General features: G+C 74.2%; 22 protein-coding genes. 10 read left to right on the forward strand and 12 right to left on the reverse strand.

Features of this window, described 5'->3' with window-relative positions; translation table 11 throughout:
• Nucleotides 1-4: 4 nt before the first annotated feature.
• The gene (locus tag ASF47_RS16715; protein ID WP_056865092.1) at nucleotides 5-1,090 is read left to right on the forward strand and encodes an inositol-3-phosphate synthase; all 1,086 of its coding nucleotides are present in this window, start codon (nucleotides 5-7) and stop codon (nucleotides 1,088-1,090) included.
• Nucleotides 1,091-1,238: 148 nt separating this feature from the next.
• On the opposite strand, the gene ASF47_RS16720 is transcribed toward ASF47_RS16715, so the two are convergent.
• The 3 genes from ASF47_RS16720 to ASF47_RS16730 form a co-directional block, all read right to left on the reverse strand.
• On the reverse strand, nucleotides 1,239-2,417 hold the full coding sequence (locus ASF47_RS16720) for a MerR family transcriptional regulator (RefSeq protein WP_056865093.1): 1,179 nt from the start codon (nucleotides 2,415-2,417) through the stop codon (nucleotides 1,239-1,241).
• A 97-nt stretch (nucleotides 2,418-2,514) separates the two neighbouring features.
• The gene (locus tag ASF47_RS16725) at nucleotides 2,515-2,988 is read right to left on the reverse strand and encodes an SRPBCC family protein (RefSeq protein WP_056865094.1); all 474 of its coding nucleotides are present in this window, start codon (nucleotides 2,986-2,988) and stop codon (nucleotides 2,515-2,517) included.
• Between the two features lie 32 nt (nucleotides 2,989-3,020).
• On the reverse strand, nucleotides 3,021-4,484 hold the full coding sequence (locus ASF47_RS16730; protein WP_442937581.1) for a CCA tRNA nucleotidyltransferase: 1,464 nt from the start codon (nucleotides 4,482-4,484) through the stop codon (nucleotides 3,021-3,023).
• 75 nt (nucleotides 4,485-4,559) lie between these two features.
• Here ASF47_RS16730 and ASF47_RS16735 point away from each other — a divergent pair, with 75 nt between their 5' ends.
• The 7 genes from ASF47_RS16735 (at nucleotide 4,560) to trxA (ending at nucleotide 14,727) form a co-directional block, all read left to right on the forward strand.
• Nucleotides 4,560-7,070 (forward strand): DUF6049 family protein, encoded by a 2,511-nt coding sequence (locus ASF47_RS16735; RefSeq protein WP_056865095.1) that lies wholly within the window; start codon nucleotides 4,560-4,562, stop codon nucleotides 7,068-7,070.
• Nucleotides 7,067-8,860 (forward strand): murein biosynthesis integral membrane protein MurJ, encoded by a 1,794-nt coding sequence (murJ, locus tag ASF47_RS16740; protein ID WP_082500435.1) that lies wholly within the window; start codon nucleotides 7,067-7,069, stop codon nucleotides 8,858-8,860. Before ASF47_RS16735 ends, murJ begins: the two co-directional genes overlap by 4 nt.
• Nucleotides 8,861-9,136: 276 nt before the next feature.
• A complete protein-coding gene (locus ASF47_RS22130; RefSeq protein WP_056865096.1) occupies nucleotides 9,137-11,392 on the forward strand; it encodes a protein kinase domain-containing protein in 2,256 nt (751 codons plus the stop codon).
• Entirely contained in the window at nucleotides 11,389-12,132 is a 744-nt protein-coding gene (gene sigM / locus ASF47_RS16750; protein WP_082500436.1) for an RNA polymerase sigma factor SigM, read from the forward strand. The genes ASF47_RS22130 and sigM overlap by 4 nt, the downstream gene beginning before the upstream one ends.
• A gap of 136 nt (nucleotides 12,133-12,268) precedes the next feature.
• A complete protein-coding gene (locus ASF47_RS16755; protein ID WP_056865097.1) occupies nucleotides 12,269-13,105 on the forward strand; it encodes a hypothetical protein in 837 nt (278 codons plus the stop codon).
• 178 nt (nucleotides 13,106-13,283) lie between these two features.
• On the forward strand, nucleotides 13,284-14,309 hold the full coding sequence (gene trxB / locus ASF47_RS16760) for a thioredoxin-disulfide reductase (RefSeq protein WP_056865098.1): 1,026 nt from the start codon (nucleotides 13,284-13,286) through the stop codon (nucleotides 14,307-14,309).
• Between the two features lie 88 nt (nucleotides 14,310-14,397).
• Complete coding sequence (gene trxA / locus ASF47_RS16765; protein WP_056865099.1) at nucleotides 14,398-14,727, forward strand: thioredoxin; 330 nt, start codon at nucleotides 14,398-14,400, stop codon at nucleotides 14,725-14,727.
• A 30-nt stretch (nucleotides 14,728-14,757) separates the two neighbouring features.
• On the opposite strand, the gene ASF47_RS16770 is transcribed toward trxA, so the two are convergent.
• The gene (locus ASF47_RS16770; RefSeq protein ID WP_056865100.1) at nucleotides 14,758-15,447 is read right to left on the reverse strand and encodes a GNAT family N-acetyltransferase; all 690 of its coding nucleotides are present in this window, start codon (nucleotides 15,445-15,447) and stop codon (nucleotides 14,758-14,760) included.
• A 153-nt stretch (nucleotides 15,448-15,600) separates the two neighbouring features.
• Between ASF47_RS16770 and ASF47_RS16775 the strand changes: the two genes are divergently transcribed.
• Together ASF47_RS16775 and ASF47_RS16780 are read left to right on the forward strand one after the other, a co-directional pair.
• Nucleotides 15,601-16,920: an aminotransferase-like domain-containing protein gene (locus ASF47_RS16775; protein ID WP_056865101.1), complete on the forward strand. Its 1,320-nt coding sequence runs from the start codon at nucleotides 15,601-15,603 to the stop codon at nucleotides 16,918-16,920.
• Nucleotides 16,920-17,690, forward strand: coding sequence for a lysophospholipid acyltransferase family protein (locus ASF47_RS16780; RefSeq protein ID WP_327138666.1), 771 nt, complete (start codon nucleotides 16,920-16,922; stop codon nucleotides 17,688-17,690). Before ASF47_RS16775 ends, ASF47_RS16780 begins: the two co-directional genes overlap by 1 nt.
• 101 nt (nucleotides 17,691-17,791) lie before the next feature.
• Here the strand turns inward: ASF47_RS16780 and ASF47_RS16785 are convergent, their stop codons facing one another.
• The 8 genes from ASF47_RS16785 to rpmH all read right to left on the reverse strand — a co-directional run bounded on the left by ASF47_RS16785 (nucleotide 17,792) and on the right by rpmH (nucleotide 23,149).
• Nucleotides 17,792-18,841 (reverse strand): ParB/RepB/Spo0J family partition protein, encoded by a 1,050-nt coding sequence (locus tag ASF47_RS16785; protein WP_056865103.1) that lies wholly within the window; start codon nucleotides 18,839-18,841, stop codon nucleotides 17,792-17,794.
• The gene (locus ASF47_RS16790) at nucleotides 18,838-19,758 is read right to left on the reverse strand and encodes a ParA family protein (protein ID WP_156697963.1); all 921 of its coding nucleotides are present in this window, start codon (nucleotides 19,756-19,758) and stop codon (nucleotides 18,838-18,840) included. The genes ASF47_RS16785 and ASF47_RS16790 overlap by 4 nt, the downstream gene beginning before the upstream one ends.
• Before the next feature lie 206 nt (nucleotides 19,759-19,964).
• Nucleotides 19,965-20,660, reverse strand: a complete 696-nt coding sequence (gene rsmG, locus ASF47_RS22135) for a 16S rRNA (guanine(527)-N(7))-methyltransferase RsmG (protein WP_082500438.1) — start codon at nucleotides 20,658-20,660, stop codon at nucleotides 19,965-19,967.
• Nucleotides 20,661-20,762: 102 nt separating this feature from the next.
• Complete coding sequence (locus ASF47_RS16800) at nucleotides 20,763-21,386, reverse strand: Jag family protein (RefSeq protein ID WP_414855745.1); 624 nt, start codon at nucleotides 21,384-21,386, stop codon at nucleotides 20,763-20,765.
• Nucleotides 21,383-22,384: a membrane protein insertase YidC gene (gene yidC / locus ASF47_RS16805; protein ID WP_056865106.1), complete on the reverse strand. Its 1,002-nt coding sequence runs from the start codon at nucleotides 22,382-22,384 to the stop codon at nucleotides 21,383-21,385. The genes ASF47_RS16800 and yidC overlap by 4 nt, the downstream gene beginning before the upstream one ends.
• A gap of 3 nt (nucleotides 22,385-22,387) precedes the next feature.
• Complete coding sequence (gene yidD / locus ASF47_RS16810; protein WP_056865107.1) at nucleotides 22,388-22,657, reverse strand: membrane protein insertion efficiency factor YidD; 270 nt, start codon at nucleotides 22,655-22,657, stop codon at nucleotides 22,388-22,390.
• Complete coding sequence (rnpA, locus tag ASF47_RS16815; RefSeq protein ID WP_056865108.1) at nucleotides 22,654-22,986, reverse strand: ribonuclease P protein component; 333 nt, start codon at nucleotides 22,984-22,986, stop codon at nucleotides 22,654-22,656. Before rnpA ends, yidD begins: the two co-directional genes overlap by 4 nt.
• A gap of 25 nt (nucleotides 22,987-23,011) precedes the next feature.
• Complete coding sequence (rpmH, locus tag ASF47_RS16820; RefSeq protein ID WP_056156542.1) at nucleotides 23,012-23,149, reverse strand: 50S ribosomal protein L34; 138 nt, start codon at nucleotides 23,147-23,149, stop codon at nucleotides 23,012-23,014.
• Nucleotides 23,150-23,569: the final 420 nt, after the last annotated feature.

Genomic DNA, 23,569 nt, shown 5'->3' on the forward strand with positions numbered 1-23,569 from the left:
TCCGATGGGTTCGGTTCGAGTAGCCATCGTGGGAGTCGGCAACTGCGCCACCTCCCTCATCCAGGGTGTCGAGTACTACAAGGACGCCACCCCCGACACCACCGTGCCTGGTCTCATGCACGTGATGTTCGGCGACTACCACGTCAGCGACGTCGAGTTCGTGGCGGCGTTCGACGTCGACGACAAGAAGGTCGGCAAGGACCTCTCCGAGGCCATCAACGCCTCCGAGAACAACACGATCAAGATCGCCGACGTGCCGACCCTCGGTGTCGAGGTCCAGCGCGGCCCGACCCTCGACGGCCTCGGCAAGTACTACCGCCAGACCATCGAGGAGAGCGGCGCCGAGCCGGTCGACGTGGTCCAGGTTCTCAAGGACACCCAGGCCGACGTCATCGTGTCCTACCTCCCGGTGGGCTCGGAGGAGGCCGACAAGTTCTACGCCCAGTGCGCCATCGACGCCGGCGTGGCCTTCGTCAACGCCCTGCCCGTCTTCATCGCCTCCGACCCCGAGTGGGCCAAGAAGTTCGAGGACGCCGGCGTCCCGATCGTCGGCGACGACATCAAGAGCCAGGTCGGCGCCACCATCACCCACCGCGTGATGGCGAAGCTGTTCGAGGACCGCGGCGTCGCGCTGGACCGCACCTACCAGCTCAACGTCGGCGGCAACATGGACTTCAAGAACATGCTCGAGCGCGAGCGCCTGGAGTCCAAGAAGGTCTCCAAGACCCAGGCCGTCACCTCCAACCTGCACGGTGAGCTCGCGGACAAGATCCACGACCGCAACGTGCACATCGGCCCCTCGGACTACGTCCAGTGGCTCGACGACCGCAAGTGGGCCTACGTCCGCCTCGAGGGTCGCGCCTTCGGCGACGTCCCGCTCAACCTCGAGTACAAGCTCGAGGTCTGGGACTCCCCGAACTCCGCCGGCATCATCATCGACGCCCTGCGCGCCGCGAAGATCGCCAAGGACCGCGGCATCGGCGGCCCGATCATCTCGGCCTCGTCCTACCTGATGAAGTCCCCGCCGGTGCAGCTGCCCGACGACGAGGGCCGCCGTCGCGTGGAGGCCTTCATCCGCGGCGAGGAGTGACCTAGCAGCACCGGTCACCCAGCAGCACCCAGCAGCACCCGGCAGCGCCGGTCCCCGCGAGGGGGCCGGCGCTGCCGTCGTACGTCGGCCGGGCCGGGCCGGGCCGGATCGGATCGGGCCGGATCGGGTCGGGTCAGGTCGGGTCAGGTCAGGCCACGTCGACGACGACCACGGCGAGGTTGTCGTCGGCGCCGGCGGCCTCCACCGCGGCGACGACGGCGTCGGCGACCTGCTGCGGGTCCCCGCCACCGGCGAGCAGGTCGGCCAGCACCGCCGGTCCGACGCGACCGTGCACGCCGTCGGTGGTGAGCACCAGCCGGTCGCCGGGCCGCACGGCGTGCACGGCGAGGTCGGGCTCGGCGGGGCGGCCGCTCTCGAGCGCACGGTTGAGCTGCACCCGCCGCTCGTCGGAGCGGGCCTCCTCGGTGGTGAGGCGGCCCTCGTCGACGAGGGTCTGCACGACCGTGTGGTCGCGGGTCAGCCGGGTGAGCCGGCCCTCGCGCACCAGGTGGGCCCGCGAGTCGCCCACGTGGGCCACGACCAGCTGACCGGCGTGCAGCGCCAGCGCCGTCAGGGTGGTGGCGTCGCCGGGCGCGAGCGCCGCGGCGGCCCGGGCGAGCACCGTCTCGACGGCGCCCAGCGCCGCTGCCCCGTCGAGCCGACCGTCGAGGAGCCCGTCGAGGAGCCCGTCGCGCTCGGCGGCCGCGAGGGCGGCCACGGCGCGCTCGCCGCTGCCGCTCGCCGAGCCCACGCCGTCGGCGACGGCCACCAGCCGGGTGCCGACCAGGACGGCGTCCTCCTGGGTGGCCCGGCCGCCCTGCTCGAGTCGGGCGGCGCAGCGCAGTTTCGGCCCGGGGAGCGCGGGGCCGCCGGGGCCGCCGCGGTCGGTGCTGCGGTCGGTGCTGCCGTCCGGGGTGGGGCGGGGGTCGTCGGTGCTCATGGGGGTCTCCTCGTCCGGCGCGTGGCCGAGCTCGTCGACGAGGGACGCCAGGAGGGCGCGGGCGCTGGCCGTGTCGGCGCTCAGCTGGCGGCCGTAGGAGACCAGCTCCGCCACGGCGGCGGCGGGCCCGAGCCCGGCCACCACGCGGATGCGGGCCAGCGGCATGCCGACCAGACGCAGCCGCGCGACCAGCCGGGCGCGGGGGAGCTGCTGCTCGGCGTACCAGCGGTAGCCGGTGTGCGGGTCGACCTCGGCCGGGTCCAGCAGGCCCGAGTCGTCGTAGAGCCGCAGCGCCTTGGGCGTGAGCCCGCTGGCGCGCGCGAAGTCGCCGATGCTCATCAGCCGCGGCGGGTCCGCGGTGCCGCTCCTGCCGGCCGGTCCGTCCACGCCGCCTCCTGGGTCCTCGTCACCGGTGGGGGATCCACCGGTGAGGAGACCGTGGGGCCTGCCGCAGGGTCAAGGTCAAGGGCCCCACGGCCCGGGCTCAGCGCTCGAGCTCGGCCTTGATCCGCTCGAGCGTCTGGCGCATGCCCTGCCGGAGCTCGCCGACGAAGGTCGGCACCCCGCCCATGGCCACGCCCACCAGCTTGTTGGACAGCGTCGAGATGCCGTCGGGCGCCTCGCGGCGCTGCACGATCCGCGTGCCACCGCCGTCGGTGGGCTCGAGGGTGAAGGACCAGATCGTGCGGTTCTCCGCGACCCGGAAGGCCACGCTGGTGTGGGGCTCGAAGCGCACGACCTTCGCGGTCGTCGGCCACACCAGCGCGCCGCGGTGGTTGACGTTGATCATGCGGCTGCCGAGCCTCACCGGCCCGCCGGGGATGAACGTGCGCAGCACCTGGGGGCTCCACTCGCGCATGCGGCGCAGGTCGGAGACCAGGGCCCAGGTCTGGGCGGGGGAGGTGGAGACCTCGACGGAGGCCTCCAGCTCGTCGGGGGCGGCTGTGGTGTCGGTCATGTCCGGACCGTACCGTCAGTACGCCGCCCGCGTCAGCGTGTCGACCACCATGCGAGGAGCTCCTCGCGCGCCACCTCGGGCTCGACCGGTCCGCGGTCCATGCGCCGCTCCAGCAGCCACCGGTAGGCCTCGCCGACCTCGCGGCCCGGCGGGAGGCCCAGCAGCTCCATGATCGCGTTGCCGTCGAGGTCGGGTCGCAGGGCGTCGAGCTCCTCGGCCTCGGCCAGGACGGCGATGCGCTCCTCTAGCTCGTCGTAGGTGCGCCGCAGCCGCTCGGCCTTGCGCCGGTTGCGGGTCGTGCAGTCGGCGCGGGTCAGCACGTGGAGGCGCTCGACCTGGTCGCCGGCGTCGCGCACGTAGCGGCGCACGGCGGAGTCGGTCCACTCCCCCGAGCCGTAGCCGTGGAAGCGCAGGTGCAGCTCGACCAGCCGGCTGACCGCCTCGATCTGGTCGTTGGAGAAGCGCAGCGCCTTCATTCGCTTGCGGGTCATCTTCGCGCCGACCACGTCGTGGTGGTGGAAGGTGACCGTGCCGTCGTCGAGGAACTTGCGGGTGCGGGGCTTGCCCACGTCGTGCATGAGCGCGGCGAAGCGCGACACGAAGTCGGGCCCGCCACCGAGCCGCTCCTCGAGGTCGATCGACTGCTCGAGCACCGTGAGGGTGTGCTCGTAGACGTCCTTGTGGCGGTGGTGCTCGTCGCGCTCCAGCGCCAGCGCCGGCAGCTCGGGCAGCACCTTCTCGGCCAGGCCGGTCTCGACCAGCAGGGTCAGCCCGAGGCGCGGGTGCGGGGCGCAGACGAGCTTGACCAGCTCGTCGCGCACGCGCTCGGCGGAGATGATCGAGATCCGGTCGGCCATCGCCGTCATCGCCGCGGTGACGCCCGGGTCCACGGTGAAGCCGAGCTGGGCGGCGAAGCGTGCGGCACGCAGCATGCGCAGCGGGTCGTCGGAGAAGGAGTCCTCCGGCGTGCCGGGTGTGCGCAGCACCCGGTGGGCCAGGTCGACGACGCCGCCGAAGGGGTCCTCGACCTCGCGGCCGGGCAGGCGCACGGCCATGGCGTTGACGGTGAAGTCGCGCCGGCCCAGGTCGCCGGCCAGCGAGTCGCCGTACTGCACCTCGGGGTTGCGCGAGGACGGGTCGTAGACCTCGGAGCGGTACGTCGTGATCTCGACCTGCCACTCGCCGCGGCGGCAGCCGATGGTGCCGAAGGCTCGGCCCATGTCCCAGGTCGCGTCGGCCCAGCCCTTGATCAGCCGCTCGGTCTCCTCCGGGCGCGCCGAGGTGGTGAGGTCGAGGTCGTTGTGGGCGCGGCCCAGCATGGCGTCGCGCACCGGCCCGCCGACCAGGGCGATCTCGTGGCCCGCGGCGCTGAAGCGGCGGCCCAGCTCGTCGATGACCTCGGCGATGCGGTCGAGCTCGGTCGTGACGGCCCGTTGCACCTCGACCACGCTGAGGGGGCCGGGGGTGCGCAGCAGTGCGGGATCGTCGGTCGACACGGGCGGGCAGTCTATCCGCGCCCGGGCGGTGCCGCGCTCCCCGGGAGCCACAGCGACACCGTCTAGCATCGGGGGGTGTCCCGCCCGTCCTCGCTGCTGCCTGCCCTCGCGGCGGTGGTCGCGGTCGCCGGTGGCGCCGCGGGACTCGGGCCGGGCGTCGCACCCGCCGTCGCGTCCACCCCGACGAGCCTGTCCGCCGCGCCGCCGCCCGCCACCGTGCAGCCCGGGTCGGTGCTGCGCCCGGCGACCGGTCCCCTGCCGCGCCGCGCCGACGAGGAGCCGGTCGAGCCGCTGTCGGTGACCATCGAGTCGATGACGCCCTCGGTCGTGCCCGAGTCAGGACCGGTGCGCGTGACCGGCACCGTGACCAACCTCGACGACACCGCGTGGTCGGCCATCAACCTCTACCCCGTGGTGGGCGACGCGCCGCTGACCACCGCCGGCGACCTCCGGGCCGCCGTGGCCTCCGACCCGCTGTCCTACGTCGGGGAGCGGATCACCGACCCCGGGCCCTACGACACGATCGACTCCCTGGCCCCCGGCGAGAGCGCCGACTACCGGATCACCCTGCCCAGCAACCGCATCGAGGTCACCGAGCCGGGCGTCTACTGGTTCGGCGTGCACGCCAACGGCGAGAACGAGGACGGTCGCGAGGACACCGCCGACGGCCGCGCCCGCACCTTCCTGCCCCTCGTGAGGCTGCGGGAGCGCTCGCTGCCGGTCTCCATCGTCGTGCCGCTGCGCCGCCAGCTCGACTACACCCCCGAGGGCGCGCTCGACGACGTCGCGGACTGGGACGAGGACCTCGGCGAGGGCGGCCGGCTGCGGTCGCTGCTCGACTTCGGGGCCGCGGCCGGGTCGCGTCCGGTGAGCTGGCTGGTCGACCCCGCGCTCACCGACGCCGTCACCCGCCTCGCGGCCGGCAACCCCGAGCGCTCGCTGGCCCCCACGATCGACCCGCAGCAGCCCGGTGGCGACGGGGAGGGCTCCGACGGGGACTCCCCGGCCGACGGCGGGTCGGGCGCCGTCGGCGACACGGGGGACTCGTCCGGCTCCCCCTCCGCCTCCCTCGGCACCGCCGGTGCGGAGCCCACGAGCCCCGGCGACCCGACGACCGGCCCGGGTGACGGGGGCAGCGGCGAGGGCGACGACGAGGGCGAGGACGTCGACCCGCTCGACCCGGTGACAGCCGCTGCGGCCGAGACCGGCCAGACCTGGCTCGACGACCTCGGCGACGCCCTGGGCGCCAACAGCCAGGTGCTGGCGCTGCCGTACGGCGACGTCGACGTGGCCGGAGCGCAGGCCCACGACCCCGACCTCTACGACCGCGCCCGGCGTCGCGGCGGGTCGACCCTCGCCCCCTTCGGCGTGGAGACCACCCCGGCGATCGGCTCCCCGGTGGGCTTCCTGCCCGGGGCCGCCGTCGCGGGTGCGGTCGACGGCGAGACCGTCCTCCTCACCGATCGCGCCATGCCCCGCGACCGGGCGGCCGAGCTGCGCGACGACGCCGGCACCCTGCCCGCGGTCGCCTCCGTCGACGGTCGCCGGGTCGTGCTCACCTCCTCCGGCGCGGTGGCGGGCGGACCCGGACCGGGCGAGCCGCGCACCGCGACCGCCATGCGTCAGCGGATCCTGGCCGAGGCCGCCGTGCGCGTGCTGGCCAAGGGACGCCACCACCCGCTGGTCACCGTGCTGCCCTTCGACTGGCTCCCCGAGGACGGTGAGGAGTTCTTCTCCGGCCTCGACCAGGGCTGGGTCGACCTGGCCACCGTCGAGGACGCCACCGCCGACGAGACCGCGCGCGACGCCTCCGTGGCCGGCGACGACCTCACCTACCCCGAGCACCAGCGCGAGATCACGCTCCCCGCCTCGGGCTTCCAGGCCGCCGACGACCTCATCACGGCCGGCGAGTCGCTCCAAGACCTGCTGACGCTCAACGACCAGGTGGGCACCGCCGTGCTCGACCAGGCCCTGGCCTCGGTCTCCTACACCGCGCGCACCGCCCCGCTCGACGCCCTCGCCTCGGCCGGCGCCGCGGAGGCGAGCATCGACGCCCTGCGGGGCCAGGTCGACGTGATGGCGCCTCGCGCGGTGACGCTGTCGAGCGAGAGCGGGCGCTTCGGCGCCACCATCGTCAACGGCCTCGACCAGCCGGTGACGATCCGGCTGCGCTACGAGTCCGACCGGCCGATGACCATCGAGGGACCGCCCGGCAGCATCGAGGTGCCGGCCGACAGCGCCACCACGGTGCTGCTCAACGCCAGCACCTCCGAGCTCGGCGTGCACGACCTGCGTCTGGTGCTCACCGACGAGGAGGGCCGCGTGCTCGGCTCCAGCGACGACCTCGCCGTGCGCTCCGCGCAGGTCAGCCAGGTGATCTGGCTGATCATGGGCACCGGCCTGGTGCTGCTCTTCGGCACCATCGGCCTGCGCCTCGTACGCCGGCTCCGCGACGCGCGACGCGGCGGGCCGTCCGACCAGCCGTCCGACCGGCCGTCCGACGCCGGCCCCGCCGACGACCTCCCCGCCACCACCCCCGGCAGCGCCGGCGACCCGGCGCCCGCGCCGAGAGGCACCCCCGCATGAGGCACCGCGCCCCCGGCCCCCCCGTCGTCGGCTACAGCGACGCCGCCGACGCCGTCGACGACCCCACGGGCTCCTTCGAGGCCGTGGGCGCCGCCCGCGAGGAGGCGCGCCCCTCCGACTCCTCCGACCCCGGGAGCCCCGGCACCGCCGAGTCGTCGGCGGCCGAGCAGCGCTCGATCCTGTCCTCCAGCGCGGTCATGGCCGCCGGCACGGTGGTCTCGCGGCTCAGCGGCTTCGTGCGCTCGGCCCTGCTGGCCGCGGCGCTGGGCATCCAGCTGCACGGCGAGATCTTCACCGTCGCCAACACCATCCCCAACATGCTCTACATCCTGCTGGCCGGCGGGGTGTTCAACGCGGTGCTGGTGCCCCAGCTCGTGCGCTCGATGAAGCACGACCCCGACGGCGGAGAGGCCTACGCCAACCGGGTGGTCACCCTCGCGCTGCTGTTCCTCGGGGCGGTGACGCTGCTGCTGGTGGCGGTGGCGCCCTGGGTGATGGCGATCTACCTGCCCGACTCGTGGCCGCCCGGGGCGCGCGACTCCGCGATCGACTTCGCCCGCTACTGCCTGCCGCAGGTCTTCTTCTACGGCATGTTCGTGCTGGTCGGGCAGATCCTCAACGCGCGCGGCCGCTTCGGGCCGATGATGTGGGCCCCGATCGCCAACAACGTCATCGCCGTCGCGGTGCTGGTGGTCTACCTGGTGGTCTTCGGCGCCGCCTCCGGTGCGGAGGTCGTGGGCCCCTTCAGCGCCTCCCAGGAGCTGCTGCTGGGCCTGGGGTCCACGCTCGGCATCGCCGCGCAGCTGCTCATCCTCGTGCCCTACCTGCGCTCGGCCGGCTTCCGGTTCCGCCCGCGCTTCGACTTCCGCGGCACGGGCCTGGGCCACACCCTGCGCCTGGCCCGCTGGACGGTGGCCTTCGTCATCGTCAACCAGGTCGCCTACACCGTGGTGGTGCGCCTGGCCGGCACCGGCGTGGCCGACGGCAGCGCCGACGGCACCGGCAACGCCGTCTACGCCTCGGCCTTCCTCATCGTGATGGTGCCCCACTCGATCATCACGGTCTCGCTGGCCACGGCGATCCTGCCGCGGCTCTCCCAGCGCGCCGCCGACGGCGACCTCGCCGGGCTGGGCCGCTCGCTGGGCGCGACGCTGCGCACCTCGCTGGCCGTGCTGCTGCCCTTCGCCGCGCTGCTGCCGGTGGTCGCGCCCGAGGTCGCCCGGGTGGTGTGGGGCTACGCCGCCGCCTCGCAGTCGTGGCCCAACGCCGTGCCGACGCTGGCCCTCTTCGGCCCCGGGATCGTGCTCTTCACCGTCCACTACCTGATGCTGCGCGGCTTCTACGCCCTCGAGGCCACCCGCACCGTGTTCTGGATCCAGTGCGGCGTCGCGGCCACCAACATCGGCGCGGCCGTCGTCCTCGTGGCCCTCACCGACGCCGCCGCGACCTCGGCCGCCCTGGCCACCGCCTACGCCGCGGCCTACCTCGTCGGCACCGCCCTCTCCTACTCCGTGCTCGAGCGCCGCACCGGCGACCTCGGCGGGCGCACGACCTCGCGCTTCCTGGTGCGCCTGGGCCTGGTGGTCGCGCTGTCCACCGGCCTGGCCTACGCCGTCTCGGCCCTGCTGGGCGACCTGCCGCTCGACGCCGCCGTGCTGCCGACCCTGGCCCGCGGCGTGGGGGTGACCCTGGTCGACGTGGTCGCCTTCCTGGCGCTAGCCCGGGTCTTCCGGCTCACCGAGGTCACCGACGTGCTGGCCACCGTGACCGGGCGCCTCGGGCGCCGCTGACCCGGGGCTCCTCGCACTCCCCGCACTCCCCCCGGTCCCCCCTGCCCCTCTCTCCTGCCCCTCCCCCGGGACCCGGCACCACCGGCCCGGCGCCCGGGCGAGGGGCGGTTCGGACCCGGCGTACGGCACCCGGCGCGGGCGTCTCGCGGCTGTGCGACGTCGGTCGCCCCGTCCCGACCCGGGCGCCTACCATGGTCCGGGCGCCGCTGGCGCCCGCGCGCCCGGCTCACCCGGGCCCGACGCCCGCCCCCAGCGCACGAAGGAGCCAGGACCGCGGTGCCCCACTCGATCAGGCACGGAGACCAGCTCGCCGGTCGCTACCGGCTGGTCGACCTGCTCAGCGAGAGCGGCGACGGTCGCTTCTGGCGGGCCCACGACCGCGTGCTCGAGCGGCAGGTGGCGATCCACGTCATCGCCGCCGACGACGACCGCGCCGCCGGCCTCCTCGAGGCCGCGCGACGCTCGGCCACGGTGCACGACCCCCACGTGCTGCGCGTGCTCGACGCCGAGCGTACCGACGCCCTCTGCTACGTCGTCAACGAGTGGGGGTCGGGCACGTCGCTCGACATCATGCTGGCCGCGGGCGGTCCGCTGGCCCCGCGGCGGGCGGCCTGGCTGGTCGCCGAGGTCGCGGCCGCCGCCGCCACCGCCCACCGGGCCGGGGTCTCCCACGGGCGGCTCAACCCCGAGAACGTCCTCGTCGACCGCAACGGCTCGGTGCGGCTGATCGGCCTGTGCGTCGACGCCGCCCTGCACGGGCTGACCCACACCGACCCCGACGACGACCTCACCGACCTCGCCGGCCTGCTGTACGCCGCCCTCACGGGCCGGTGGGCCGGCATCTCCGGGTCGGTCGTCGTGCCGGCCCCGCAGGAGCACGGGCGCCTGCTGCGACCGCGCCAGGTGCGCGCCGGCATCCCCCGGATGCTGGACCAGCTGTGCGACAACGTCCTCAACCCCGCCACCGCCGCCCAGCGGGGCCACGACCCCCGCTGCCCCGCCACGGCCCAGGCGCTCGCCGACCAGCTGGTCGAGTTCGTCGGCGACCCCGTCGGCATCCCCGAGGAGCTTGCCACCCGCCTGGTCGATCGCGGCGACGAGACCATCAGCCTGCCCGCGGTCCCCGGACCGACCCCGGCCCCGGCCCCCGTGACGACCGCGGTGACGACCGCCGGGCCGACCGTGGCGGCGACGCCCGCAGCGGCCCCGGTCCGCTCGAGCGACCCGCTGGGTCCCGCGCCCTCCCCGGACTCCCGGACCCCCGGCCCGGAGCCTGCCGACCAGGAGCCCACCACGGTCGTGCCCCTGACCGCCGGGACCCCCGAGACCCCCGCCGACACCACCGACACCGCCGACACCGCCGGTGAGAGCCCCGACGCGGCCACCGACGCGCCCACCACCGTCGTGGCGCTCCCCGACACCGGGGCCGACACCGCGGCCGACACCGCGGCCGACACCGACACCGCGGCCGACACCGGGGCCGACACCGACACCGACGCGGGCACCGGTACCGCGACGCACCCGGCGGACGACACCACCCGGGCCGCGCGCGCCGACGAGCCCGCCCGCCCCTCGGCGCCCGGCGACGGCCTGCTCGCGGGCTCCTCCCCCACCCCGGCGGCCGCCGAGCAGCCCACCCAGGCCGGGCTGCCGATCTTCGACGACGAGACCGACGACGTGTCCTGGCTGCAGGCGCGCAGCGAGCCGGTGCCCCCGCCCCCGCCCTTCGAGGACCCGCCCGAGCGGCCGCTCTTCGCCCCCGAGCCCGACGACGGCGGCCCCGTGCGTCGCGCCCGCCCCGGCGCCGAGCAGGCGGAGTCGGGGGAGTTCTGGCCGTGGGGGCCCGCGGCGCCGCCGCCCCCGCCGGGCAGCGACGACGCCGAGCCCGACGACGGCGCCGCCGGCGAGGTCCCCGGTCGCAACACCTTCCGCCTGGCCGCGGCGCTGCTGCTGGGCCTCGTGCTGCTCGTCGGCGTCGTGGTCGCCGTCAACGTCGGCCGCGGTCGCACCCCGCTGGGCGCCGAGCCGGAGCCCGAGGGGTCCAGCTCCCCGAGCGCGTCGGCGTCGGCCACGCCCACCGCGGCGCCGACCCCGCTCACGGGGCTCAGCGCGAGCGACCTCGACCCCCAGGGCGACCCCCCGCAGGAGGAGTACCCCGAGCTGACCCCGCTCGCCGTCGACGGCGACCCCGCGACGGTCTGGCGCACCGCGACGTACCTCCAGAACTTCGGGCCGGGCGGCCTCAAGACCGGCGTGGGCCTGGTGGTCGACCTCGGCGGCGAGCAGGAGGTCAGCGAGGTCGACCTCACGCTCGTCGGCGAGGGCACCACCACCGCGCTCTACGTCACCGACACCGCCCCCACCGACGTGGAGGGTCTCGACCCCGTGGCCGAGACCTCCGGCGGCACCCAGCAGCAGGCGGTGCTCGACGAGCCCGCCGCCGGCTCCTACCTCACGGTCTGGCTCACCTCGCTGCCCGCCGTCGAGGGCGGCTGGCGCGGCGAGGTGGCCGAGGTCGAGGTCCGCGGGTGAGCGAGCCCGGGGCGGCGGGGCCGCGACCCGACGACGCCGAGGACGCCGACGACCCCACTGCCGCCGAGGCCGGCGCCGGGTCCCGCAGCGACGCCGAGCTCCTCCACGCCCACGTCGGCGGTGACCACGCGGCCTTCGGCGAGCTCTTCGCCCGCCACCGCGACCGGCTGTGGGCGGTGGCCCTGCGCACGACCGGGCACCCCGAGGACGCCGCCGACGGCCTGCAGGACGCCATGATCGCGGCCTACCGGCGCGCGGGGTCCTTCCGCGGCGACGCCGCCGTGACGACCTGGCTGCACCGCATCGTGGTCAACGCCTGCCTCGACCGCCTCCGCGCGGCGCGCGTGCGCCGCACCGACGCCCTGCCCGACGACCTCGAGGAGTACGGCGACCGCGGCTCGCGCCTCTCCGCCGCGCCGGAGGCCGAGGACCCCGCCGACCGGTCGGTGCGCGCCGAGCAGCGGCGACAGGTGCTCGCCGCGCTGGCCTCGCTGCCCCCGGAGCAGCGCGCCGCCCTGGTGCTGGTCGACATGGAGGGCTACTCGGTGGCCGAGGCGGCCGCCGTCCTCGACTGCGCCGTCGGCACCGTGAAGTCGCGGTGCTCGCGCGGGCGGGCCCGGCTGGCCCCGCTCCTCGGGGTGCTGCGCGAGCGGCGTGACGACGACCACCCCGAGCCTCGGAACCCGACCGCGCCGTCGGCCGTCCGATCCGAGGCCGACCCACGAGGCCCACCGGCCTGACCGGGCCCCCGCCACACTGGACCAGCAGCCCACCCGGACCGACGCCGGCACCGGACCCCCGGCCGGCACGACCAGCCCCGCACCCACCACCTTCACCACCACCAGCACCAGCACCGGCCCCGAGAGGAGGAGCCCGATGGCCCACGACCCCGACCTCACCCCCGAGCAGCAGCGGGAGGTGACCCGGCGGCTGGCCGACGCCCGCCACACCGAGCCCCTCCCGGTCGACGTGGCCGCGCGGCTCGACCAGGTGCTGGCCCGTCTCGACGCCGGCGAGGACGTCGCCACCTCCCCGGCCCCGATCGACCTCGCCGCCCACCAGGCGCGCCGGCGACGCCGCGTCACCCGGCTCCTCGTGGCCGCCGCGGCGGTCGTCGTGGTCGGTGTCGGCGCCGCCCAGGTCGTCCCCGAGATCACCCTCGCCGGCTCGGGCGACGCCAACGAGTCCACCGCCGACGTCGGCGCCGAGGCGGCCGGCTCCGCCGGGTCGGGCGCCGACCCGTCCCAGACCGCTCCCGCCACCGAGGACCGGGCCGACGTGGAGTCCGACACCGCGGCCGCCGACGGCTTCCTCGAGTCGGCCCAGCTCGCGGTGCCCGGCGTACGCCGCCTCACCGAGCGCGACTTCACCGGCTCGGTCTCGCGGGTGCGCGACGAGGCCTCCGCCGCCGCCCGCCGCGTCGCCGCCTTCGCCGCCGAGGACGACGGCTCCGAGGAGCTGGCCGGTCCGAGCAACGACAGCAGCCTCAACGCCCTCGCCGAGCGGTCGGCGCGCCGGGCCGCCCGCGCCCTCGCGGGGTGGGACGTCTGCGAGAGCGCCGACTGGGGGCCCGGCCTGCTGGTGCGCGTGCGCTACGCCGGCGAGCCCGCGGTGCTGGCCTTCCGCAGCCCCGCCGGCGACACCCAGGTCGTCGACCTGCTCCAGTGCGGCACCGCCGAGGTGCTCCGCTCGGTCACCCTCCCCCGGCGCTGAGCCCGCCACCGCCACCACACACCGCCGCCACCACCCACCGCCGCGACCCGGCGCCCGGCCACCCTGGCGCGACGGCGCCGGCCCGGGAATGCCGCTCACCTAGGATCGGTTCCACCCGCAGGTGCCACAGCACTTCTTCCCAGGCACCGCCCCCGTCATCCCGAGGAGACTGGACTCCATGTCCGACACCCGCCCAGACGTCACCCGACAGGTCATCATCATCGGCTCGGGTCCCTCCGGCTACACCGCCGCGGTCTACGCCGCGCGCGCGAGCCTGGAGCCCCTGGTCTTCGAGGGCTCGGTCACCGCCGGTGGTGCGCTGATGAACACCACCGAGGTGGAGAACTTCCCCGGCTTCCGCGACGGCATCATGGGCCCGGCGCTGATGGACGAGATGCGCGCCCAGGCCGAGCGCTTCGGTGCCGAGTTGGTCTCCGACGACATCGTCGAGGTCGACCTCACCGGCGACGTCAAGACCGTGCGCACGGCCACCGACACCTACACCGCGCGCTCGGTGATCCTCGCCACCGGCTCGGGCTACCGCAAGCTCGGCATCGCCCACGAGGACGAGCTGTCGGGCCGCGGCGTCTCGTGGTGCGCGACGTGCGACGGCTTCTTCTTCCGCGAGCAGCACATCGCGGTCGTGGGCGGCGGCGACTCCGCGGTCGAGGAGGCCACCTTCCTGACCCGCTTCGCCTCCAAGGTCTCCCTCATCGTGCGTCGCGACGAGCTGCGCGCCTCCAAGATCATGCAGGAGCGCGCCTTCGCCGACCCCAAGCTCGAGATCGTCTGGAACTCCGCGGTCAAGGAGATCCACGGCGCCGACAAGCTGGAGTCGCTCACCCTCGAGGACACCACCACGGGCGAGACCCGTGCGCTGGAGGCCACCGGCCTCTTCATCGCCATCGGCCACGACCCGCGCTCGGAGCTGCTCACCGGCCAGGTCGACCTCGACGACGAGGGCTACGTGCTCGTCGAGCACCCCTCGACGGCCACCAACATCCCCGGCGTCTTCGCCTGCGGCGACCTGGTCGACCACCACTACCGCCAGGCCATCACCGCGGCCGGCACGGGCTGCGCCGCCGCCCTCGACGCCGAGCGCTACGTCGCCGAGCTCGACCACACCGCGGCCACCCGCGCCGAGGCGCAGGACGCCGTGGCCGGCTCCGCCGCCACCGACGCGGTCAAGACCGCCGGGCTCTGAGCGCCCCCGCGCGGCCGCCGCGGGGAACAACCACCCCGCGCGCCGCGTTCCACCACCACAGACGTCAGCAGAGAGAGTAGGGATCATCGTGGCCAACATCAGTGCCGTCACCGACGCCGAGTTCGAGGCTCAGGTGCTCAAGTCCGACAAGCCGGTCCTCGTGGACTTCTGGGCCGAGTGGTGCGGCCCGTGCCGCCAGGTCGCCCCGATCCTCGACGAGATCGCCACGGCCCACGGCGACAAGATCACCTTCATGAAGATGAACGTCGACGAGAACCCCGTCACGCCCTCGTCCTACCGCGTGACCGGCATCCCGACGATCAACGTCTACCAGGGCGGCGAGGTCGTCAAGACCATCGTCGGCGCCCGCCCCAAGGCGACGCTGCTCAACGAGCTGTCGGACTTCATCAACGCCTGAGGCACCGGAGCACCCGCGGTCGTCGCGGGCTCACTCCTCCGTCCCCGGCACCCCTCGTGGGGTGCCGGGGACGCGTGCGTCCGGGCTCGGCGCGGGCGCGGGTGCCGGGCGCACCACCCCGCGCAGCCGCTCCAGCGCCACCTCGACCTCGTCGCGCCACGTCAGCGCCGAGCGCAGGTCCATCCGCATCCGCGGCACCCCGCCGTGGGCGCGGCGCGTGCCGAAGCCCACGCGGCCCAGGAAGTCGGCCGGCAGCAGGCACTGCCGTCCTCGCCGGCCCGGCGCGCCGGGACCGTCGACCCGGCCGAAGGCCTCGACCGCGCGGTAGCCGCCGCGCTCCACGAGGTCGCGCGCCATCGCCTGCACGAGCAGCCGGCCCAGCCCGACGCCCGCGTGCGCGGGGTCGACGTACGCCGAGGCGAGCAGGACGGCGTCGGGCGAGACCGGCGAGGTGGGGAAGGCGTCGGCGCTCGGCAGCAGCGCCGGCGGCGCGTAGACCACGTGGCCCACGGGCCGTCCGTCGACGAGCACCACCCGCCCGCAGGAGCCCCAGTCGCGCAGCACGGCCGAGAGCCACGCCCGCTTCTCCTCCCCCGCGTCGCCCTCCAGGTCGACGCGGGCGCGCCGCACCGGGTCGAGCTGCCAGAACACGCAGTCGCGGCACGGCGCGTCGAGCGCGGCGAGGTGGTCGAGGGTGAGGTGCACGACCTTGCGCGACATGGGACCTCCCGGACTCCCCCGCACCGGGCGGGGCTCGTGGCCGCTCGACCCTGCCTCCACGCCGGCCCGCGTCACGGGCCAGGGCAAAGGTGGCCGACCGAACAGCGATCCGCGCGTGCGCGAGCCGCCTCCATCCTTCATGCTAGAGGGGTCATGGAATCCACGCCTGCGCGCTCACAGTCCCGTCTCGACTCCTACGTCGACCGATACGCCGCGCGCACGGCCGGCATGACCGCCTCGGAGATCCGAGCTCTCTTCGCCGTCGCGTCGCGGCCCGAGGTGGTCTCGCTCGCCGGCGGCATGCCGAACATCTCCGGGCTCCCCCTCGACGTCGTGAGCAGCGCCATCGGCGACCTCGTGACCCAGCAGGGCCCGGTGGCGATGCAGTACGGGTCGGGCCAGGGCGTGCCGGAGCTGCGCGAGCAGATCACCGACGTCATGCGCCTCGAGGGCATCGAGGCCCACCCCGACGACGTCGTGGTCACCGTGGGCTCCCAGCAGGCCGTCGACCTGGTCACGCGGATCTTCTGCGACCCCGGTGACGTCGTGCTGTGCGAGGCCCCCTCCTACGTCGGCGCGCTCGGCGTCTTCAAGGCCTACCAGGCCGACGTCGTGCACGTGGAGATGGACGCCCACGGGCTCGTGCCCGAGGCCCTCGAGCAGGCCATCGCCTCGGTGCAGGCCTCCGGTCGCCGGATCAAGTTCCTCTACACGATCCCCAACTTCCACAACCCCGCCGGCATCACGCTCTCGGCCGAGCGGCGCCCCCGCATCCTCGACATCTGCCGCCGCGAGGGCGTCCTGGTGCTCGAGGACAATCCCTACGGTCTGCTCGGCTTCGACCAGGAGCCGATGCGCGCGCTGCGCGCCGACGAGGCCGAGGGCGTCATCTACCTCGGGTCGTTCTCCAAGACCTTCGCCCCGGGCTTCCGGGTCGGGTGGGCGCTCGCGCCGCACCCGGTGCGCGAGAAGCTCGTGCTGGCCCAGGAGTCGGCCACGCTGTGCCCGCCGCAGTTCTCGCAGATGGCGGTGTCGGCGTACCTCGCCAACCACGACTGGCAGGGCCAGATCAAGCAGTTCCGCGAGATGTACCGCGAGCGGCGCGACGCCATGGTCTCGGCGCTCGAGGACCTCATGCCGGCGGCCTGCCAGTGGAACGTCCCCGACGGCGGGTTCTACGTCTGGCTCACCCTCCCCCCGGGCATCGACGCGAAGTCGATGCTCCCCCGCGCCGTGACCGCCCGGGTGGCCTACGTGCCCGGCACCGCCTTCTTCGCCGACGGCTACGGCTCGAGCTCGATGCGGCTGTCCTTCTGCTACCCCACGCCCGAGCGGATCCGTGAGGGCGTGCGCCGCCTCGCCGGCGTGCTCGAGGCCGAGATGGAGCTGCGGGCCACCTTCGGTGCCGCCGCCCCCGAGCGCGGGGTCGGTCCCTACCAGGGCTACGACGCGCCCGGGACGGACCTGTCCTGATGGACCTCACCTACCCGCCGATCATCGTCGCGGCCAAGACCGGCTTCAAGCTGCTCGGGCAGCGCTTCGTCATGACCGGCACCGAGCACGTGCCCCGCAGCGGCGGAGTGCTGCTGGCCTACAACCACATCGGCTACGTCGACTTCGTCTACGGCGGCCTGGCCGCCAACCCGTCGGGTCGCCTGGTGCGCTTCATGGCCAAGCGGGAGATCTTCGACCACCGCCTGGGCGGACCGCTGATGCGCTCGCTGCACCACATCGAGGTCGACCGCGGCGAGGGCGTCGCGTCGTTCCGCACCGCCGTCGACCGGCTGCGCGAGGGCGAGGCCGTCGGCATCTTCCCCGAGGCCACGATCTCCCGCTCCATGGAGCTCAAGGAGTTCAAGTCCGGCGCGGCGCGCATCGCTGCCGAGGCGGGCGTGCCGCTGGTGCCCGTCATCATGTGGGGCACCCAGCGGATGATGACCAAGGACCACCCCCGCGACTTCTCCCGCGGCAAGACCATCGCCCTCACCGTCGGCGCCCCCCTGCACCCGACCGGTGCCGACCCCGTGGGCGAGACCGCCGAGCTCCGCTCGGCGATGTCGCGCATGCTCGACGAGACCATCGCGGCCTACCCCGCCGACGAGCAGCCGCCCGGATCGTGGTGGCTCCCCGCCCGTCACGGCGGTTCGGCGCCCACTCCCGAGCGCGCTGAGGAGCTCGACGCGGCCGAGAAGCGCGATCGCGCGGCGCGGCGCGCGGCCAAGCGCGCTCAGAATCGCTCCTGACGAACTCCGGAGCACCGCTCAGACGCCTGTCGGCGCTTGATCGCGCCGCACATGTCGTCGTTTGATCGATAGATTGCTTTGTCGACAAAGCAATCTATCGATCAATCGCCCGATGTCCCGGTGTCCGGGTCCATCAGGTCGATGATCCGCTGCAGGTCCTCCAGCGTCGCGAACTCCACGGTGATCCGGCCCTTGCTCTTGCCCAGGTCGATCTTCACCCTGGTCTCGAGCCGGTCCGCCAGCCGGTCCGACAGGTCGGCCAGACCCGGTGCCGCCGGCTTGCGGCGGCGCACGCGCGGCTCGTCCTCGGCGCCGGTCTCCCCCAGCGCGACGATCTCCTCCAGCGCCCGCACGCTGATGCCCTCGGCCACCACCCGGCTGGCCAGCCGGTCCTGCGCGTCGGCGTCGGCCACGGCGAGCAGCGAGCGGGCGTGGCCCGCGCTCAGCACGCCCGCGGCCACGCGCCGCTGGACCGCCGGGCTCAGCCGCAGCAGCCGCAGCGTGTTGCTGATCTGCGGGCGCGAGCGCCCGATCCGCTGCGCCAGCTCGTCGTGGGTGCAGCCGAAGTCCTCGAGGAGCTGGGCGTAGGCCGAGGCCTCCTCGAGCGGGTTGAGCTGGCTGCGGTGGAGGTTCTCCAGCAGCGCGTCGCGCAGCATGTCGGTGTCGTCGGTCGAGCGCACGATCGCCGGGATGGTGCCCGTGCCGGCCTGCTGGGAGGCACGCCAGCGCCGCTCCCCCATCACCAGCTCGTAGGACTCCGGCCCCATGCGCCGCACCACCACGGGCTGCAGCAGCCCGACCTCGGAGATCGAGTGGACCAGCTCGGCCATCGCCTCCTCGTCGAAGACCTGCCGTGGCTGCGCGTGGTTGGGGTGCACCTGGTCGAGCGGGATCTCGGCGAAGTAGGCGCCCGCCACCGGGGCCAGCTCCTCACCGGTGCTCCCGGGCGCGGGCCGGCGTACGTCGGCCTGCGCGGGCGCCGCGCCGCCCACGGCGTGGGTCGGGGCCGAGCCCTCGGCGGCGCGTCCCGGGCTGACCCCGTCAAGAGACGTCGAGGCGTCGTCGGCCTCCGCCGGCGGGGCGGAGGTCGGGATGAGCGAGCCCAGGCCGCGTCCGAGGCCCCGACGCGCGGGAGGCCGGGAGCCGCTCACACCGCCACCGCCTTCGTCGCGATCTCCCGGGCCGCCTCCAGGTAGCTGAGCGCGCCGGGGGAGCCGGGGTCGTAGGTCATCACGGTCTGGGCGTAGGACGGCGCTTCGGAGACCCGCACCGAGCGGGGGATGTTGGTGCGGAGCACCTGCTCCCCGAAGTGCTCGCGCACCTCGCTGGCCACGCCGGCGGCCAGGCGGGTGCGCGCGTCGTACATGGTGATGAGGATGGTCGAGACCGACAGCTCCGGGTTGAGGTGCTTGCGCACCATGTCGACGGTCTCCAGGAGCTGTCCGAGCCCTTCCAGCGCGTAGTACTCCGCCTGGATCGGGATCATCATCTCGTCCCCGGCGACCAGGGCGTTGAGGGTGAGCAGCCCCAGGGACGGCGGGCAGTCGATGAGCACGTAGTCGATGCGCTCGTCCCCGATCTCCTCGAGGCTGCCGACCAGGGGATGGCCGTGGATGGCCTTGCGCAGCCGGCCCTCGCGCGCCACGACGCTCACGAGCTCGATCTCGGCGCCGGCCAGGTCGATGGTCGCCGGCACGACCATGAGGCCCGCCACGTCGGGGCACGCCACGGCGACCTCCTCCAGGGGAGCGCCGTCGACCAGGGCGTCGTAGGTCGACGCGACACCGCGCCGGTGCTCGATGTTCAGCGCGGTCGAGGCGTTGCCCTGCGGGTCGAGGTCGACCACCAGCACCTTCTGGCCCAGCTGGGCCAGGGCGGCGGCGACGTTCACCGTGGAGGTGGTCTTCCCGACCCCGCCCTTCTGGTTGGCCACCACGAAGACGCGGGTCTCGCGGGGCCGGGGGAGGGCCGGTCCCGTGCGCCGCCCCTCGCGTGCCAGCACCGTGTGCTCGGCCGCGCGGGCCAGGGGAGTGGCGTCGTCGTGCAGCGAGGGCTCGTAGGCCGCCATCTCGCCCGCCGTCCTCACCGTGTAGCCCGAGGACCCCGCGGCCCCGGGGCCGATGCTCGCCGGTCCCGTTTCACGTGAAACGGACTGGTCTGACGACGTCGGTACGCCCTGTGGAGAATGGTGTGCCATCTGTGGAGAACTGGCCTCTCTGAGCGTGGAACAGGCGGAATGCAGGGGCGCGTCCCGGTGGATAACTCCGGGGCCCCTCAGCGGGGGCGGCGACCGCCACGACGACGGGCGGGCCCCCCGCGGGCGGGTCTGCGGGGCTCGTCGCGCGTCGGCGCAGGAGGCCAACGTACCGTCGCCGGGTCGGACCAGGCCACCCGGAGGGCCGTGGTCGGGGGATCGACGGTACCGACCCCCAGCGTGAGCACCTCAGGCTCCGCGCATCCCCAGCGTTGCAGCGCGCCGCGCGCCTCCTCCACCTCGTCGGCCACCGAGGACCCCTTCATCGCCACCAGGGCGCCCTCCGACGCCACCAGGGGCATCGACCATCCCAGCAGCCGCTCCAGCGGCGCCACGGCCCGGGAGGTGACGACGTCGAAGGTCTGCTCGCCATGGAGGTCGTCGGCGCGTCCACGGCGTACGACCACGTTGTCGAGGCCGAGCTCCTCCACCGCCTCGCCGAGGAACGTCGTGCGCCGCAGCAACGGCTCGACCAGGGTCAGCCTCAGGTCGGGCCGTCGCACCGCGAGCACGAGCCCGGGCAGGCCGGCCCCGGACCCGATGTCGCACACCGAGGACCCCGCCGGCAGGGCGTCGGCGAGCACCGCACAGTTGAGGAGGTGCCGGTCCCACAGTCGCGGGACCTCGCGCGGGCCGATCAGCCCCCGGACCACGCCGGCGTCGGCCAGCAGCTCCCAGAGCCGGACGGCCAGGGGAAGGCGGTCGAGCGAGAACACCCTCCCGGCCACGTCGGGCGGGGAGGGTGTTTCACGTGGAACGTCAGCCTCGGACACGCCGGTCCACCGAGGCGGCCCGACCGCGGGCGGGGGAGTGGACCGTCACTCCGGCAGCACCACCACGTACCGCCGCGGCTCGACACCCTCGGACTCCGAGGACAGCCCGGCCTCGGCGACCGCGTCGTGGACGACCTTGCGCTCGAAGGGCGACATCGGCTGCAGCGAGAGACGCTCCCCGGAGTCACGCACCTGCGCCACGCTGTCGGCCGCGAGGGCCTCCAGCTCGGTCCGCTTCTGCGCGCGGAAGCCGGAGATGTCCAGCATGAGACGCGAGCGCTCGCCGGTCTCGCGGTAGACCGCGAGACGGGTCAGCTCCTGCAGGGCGTCCAGCACCTCGCCGCGCTGCCCGACGAGCTGGCTGAGGTCGGCACCGACGATGGAGACCGACGCCCGGTCGCCCTCCACGTCCATGTCGAGGTCGCCGTCGAGGTCGGCGATGTCGAGGAGCTCCTCGAGGTAGTCGGCGGCGATGTCGCCCTCGGCCTCGAGCTCGGCCAGGCGACGCTCGGCGGCCGACGACTCGCTGCCGGGCCCCTGGGCCGCCTGGGCGGTGAGGTCGTGGGTGACCTCCTCCACGCCGGCGACGGTCGAGGTCCGGGCGTCGTCGGTCGAGGCGGCCTGCTCCTCGCCCTCGAGGGCCTCCTGCTGGGCGGACTCCTGCGTCACTTCTTGCCTCCCTGGGTGCCGCCGCCGGGCTTGCTACCGCCCGACTTGCGCTGCTGCTTCGTGGTCTTCTTGGGCTGCTGCCGCACGGCGGGACGGCGGGGCTCCTCGACGGGTGCCTCCACCTCCTCGACGACCGTGCCGTGCTTCGCAGCCTTGGCCTTGTCGCGGTCCGCCTTGGCCGCGAAGGCCGGCGTGCCGGGCGCGGGGTTGTTGCGGATGACGTAGAACTGCTGACCCATGGTCCACAGGTTGGAGGTGGTCCAGTAGAGGAGCACGCCGATCGGGAAGGCCACGCCGCCGAGGCCGAAGGCGACGGGCAGGACGTAGAGCAGCAGCTTCTGCTGCTGGGCGTAGGGGCCCGAGAGGGCGTCGGCAGGCATGTTCTTGCTCATCAGCTGACGCTGGGTGAAGAACGTCGTGGCGGTCATGGCGAGCACCAGGAAGAGCGCCAAGAGCATGACGCTGAGGTCGCCACCGCCCTCGCGCCAGACGCCCGAGCCCCAGAAGCTGTCGGCCAGGGGGATCGACCCGAAGAGCTTCGAGTCACCGAACTGCCGGGCCAGGGTGCTGGTCAGGAAGCCGCGGGCCGTGTAGTCCTTCGCGGCCTCGTTGAGCAGGTGGAACAGGGTGAAGAAGATCGGCATCTGCAGCAGGATCGGCAGGCACGAGGCGAACGGGTTGGTGCCCGTGTCCTTGTAGAGCTTCATCGTCTCCTGCGCGAGACGCTCCCGGTCGTGGCCGTACTTCTTCTGCAGCTCCTTGACCTTGGGCTGGATCAGCTGCATGTTGCGGCTGGACTTGATCTGCTTGACGAACAGCGGGATCAGCGCCGCGCGGATCACCAGCGTCAGGCCCACGATCGACAGCGCCCACGAGGCGCCACCGGCCGGGTCGAGGCCCACGGCCGTGAACAGCTTGTGCCACAGGATCAGCACGCCCGAGATCGCGTAGTAGAGCGGGGTCGCGATGAAGGTGAAGAAGTCGCCGATTGCGCCCACCGATCAGGCTCCTTGCTGGGATGTCGAGACGGGTCCCGCCGAGCGGCGGGTGGGACGGACAGAGGGTGGCACGGGGTCGTAGCCGCCGGCGGCCCACGGGTGGCACCGCGCCACACGACGGGCCGCGAGCCAGCTGCCGCGGGCACTGCCGTGCACGGTCACCGCCTCCAGCGCGTAGGCGGAGCACGACGGGTGGTAGCGGCAGACCTGACCGTAGAGCGGGCTCACCACCGCGCGGTAGAGCCGGAGGAAGCCGATGAGCAGGTACTTCACACCATCACCCGCTGGAGGCAACGCTCGAGGTCGGAGCGGAGTTCCGCGCTGGGGGCGCCGGCGGCGGCCGGCAGCGCACGGACCACGAGCACAGCAGCGCCCGGGAGCGTGTCGAGCTGCTCCCGGGCGAGGTGTCGCAGCCGCCGCTTGACGCTGTTGCGCGCCACGGCGTTGCCGACGGCCTTGCTGACGACGAAGCCGACCCGTGCCGGTCCCGCGGCGTCCGGGGTGCTCAGGTGCACCACGAGCGTGCGGCTCCCCGCGCGCCGACCGCGCCCCGCGCGTCGGAACGAGTCCGAGTCGCGGAGCCTGTGGTCGCGGGGGAGCACCGGGTGGCCGAGGCCGTCGTCAGGCTCAGACGGCCAGGCTCTTGCGGCCCTTGCGGCGGCGCGAGGAGAGGATCGACCGGCCGGCGCGGGTGCGCATGCGCAGGCGGAACCCGTGCACCTTGTGGCGACGACGGTTGTTCGGCTGGTACGTACGCTTGCTCACGAGCTTCTCTTTCGGTTCAAGGGACTGGCGGTCAACGGCTCTGCGAGCCCGGACCCCGGGGGCGTCCGGCGGACCGGACCCCCGACGCACCTGTCGGCTGGTACCGCCCACCCAGGTCCACTGCTGCACCTGGACATGCGGCACCCGTCGACGCCGGATGACCGGCAAACGGTACGCGTTCGAATTCCACAGGGTCAAACCCTCGGGCGGCCCCAGCCTACGGGGTCGCCCCAGCCTGTGGATGACGTCTTGCTCGCGGCTCGCGCACCGCGTTACGTTCGCGGTCTCCGACGACCCGTGCACCCACGGCTCCGACGAGGTGGCCAGCACCGCCACACCGCGCCGCAGCACCGGCGCATCACCCCTTTGACCTGGGAAGACGCTGGGGGGAGCGGACGCACCCGGCTCCTCGGCACCACG

It is taken from the genome of Nocardioides sp. Leaf285 (assembly GCF_001422955.1).
Taxonomy (GTDB): Bacteria; Actinomycetota; Actinomycetes; order Propionibacteriales; family Nocardioidaceae; genus Nocardioides; species Nocardioides kribbensis.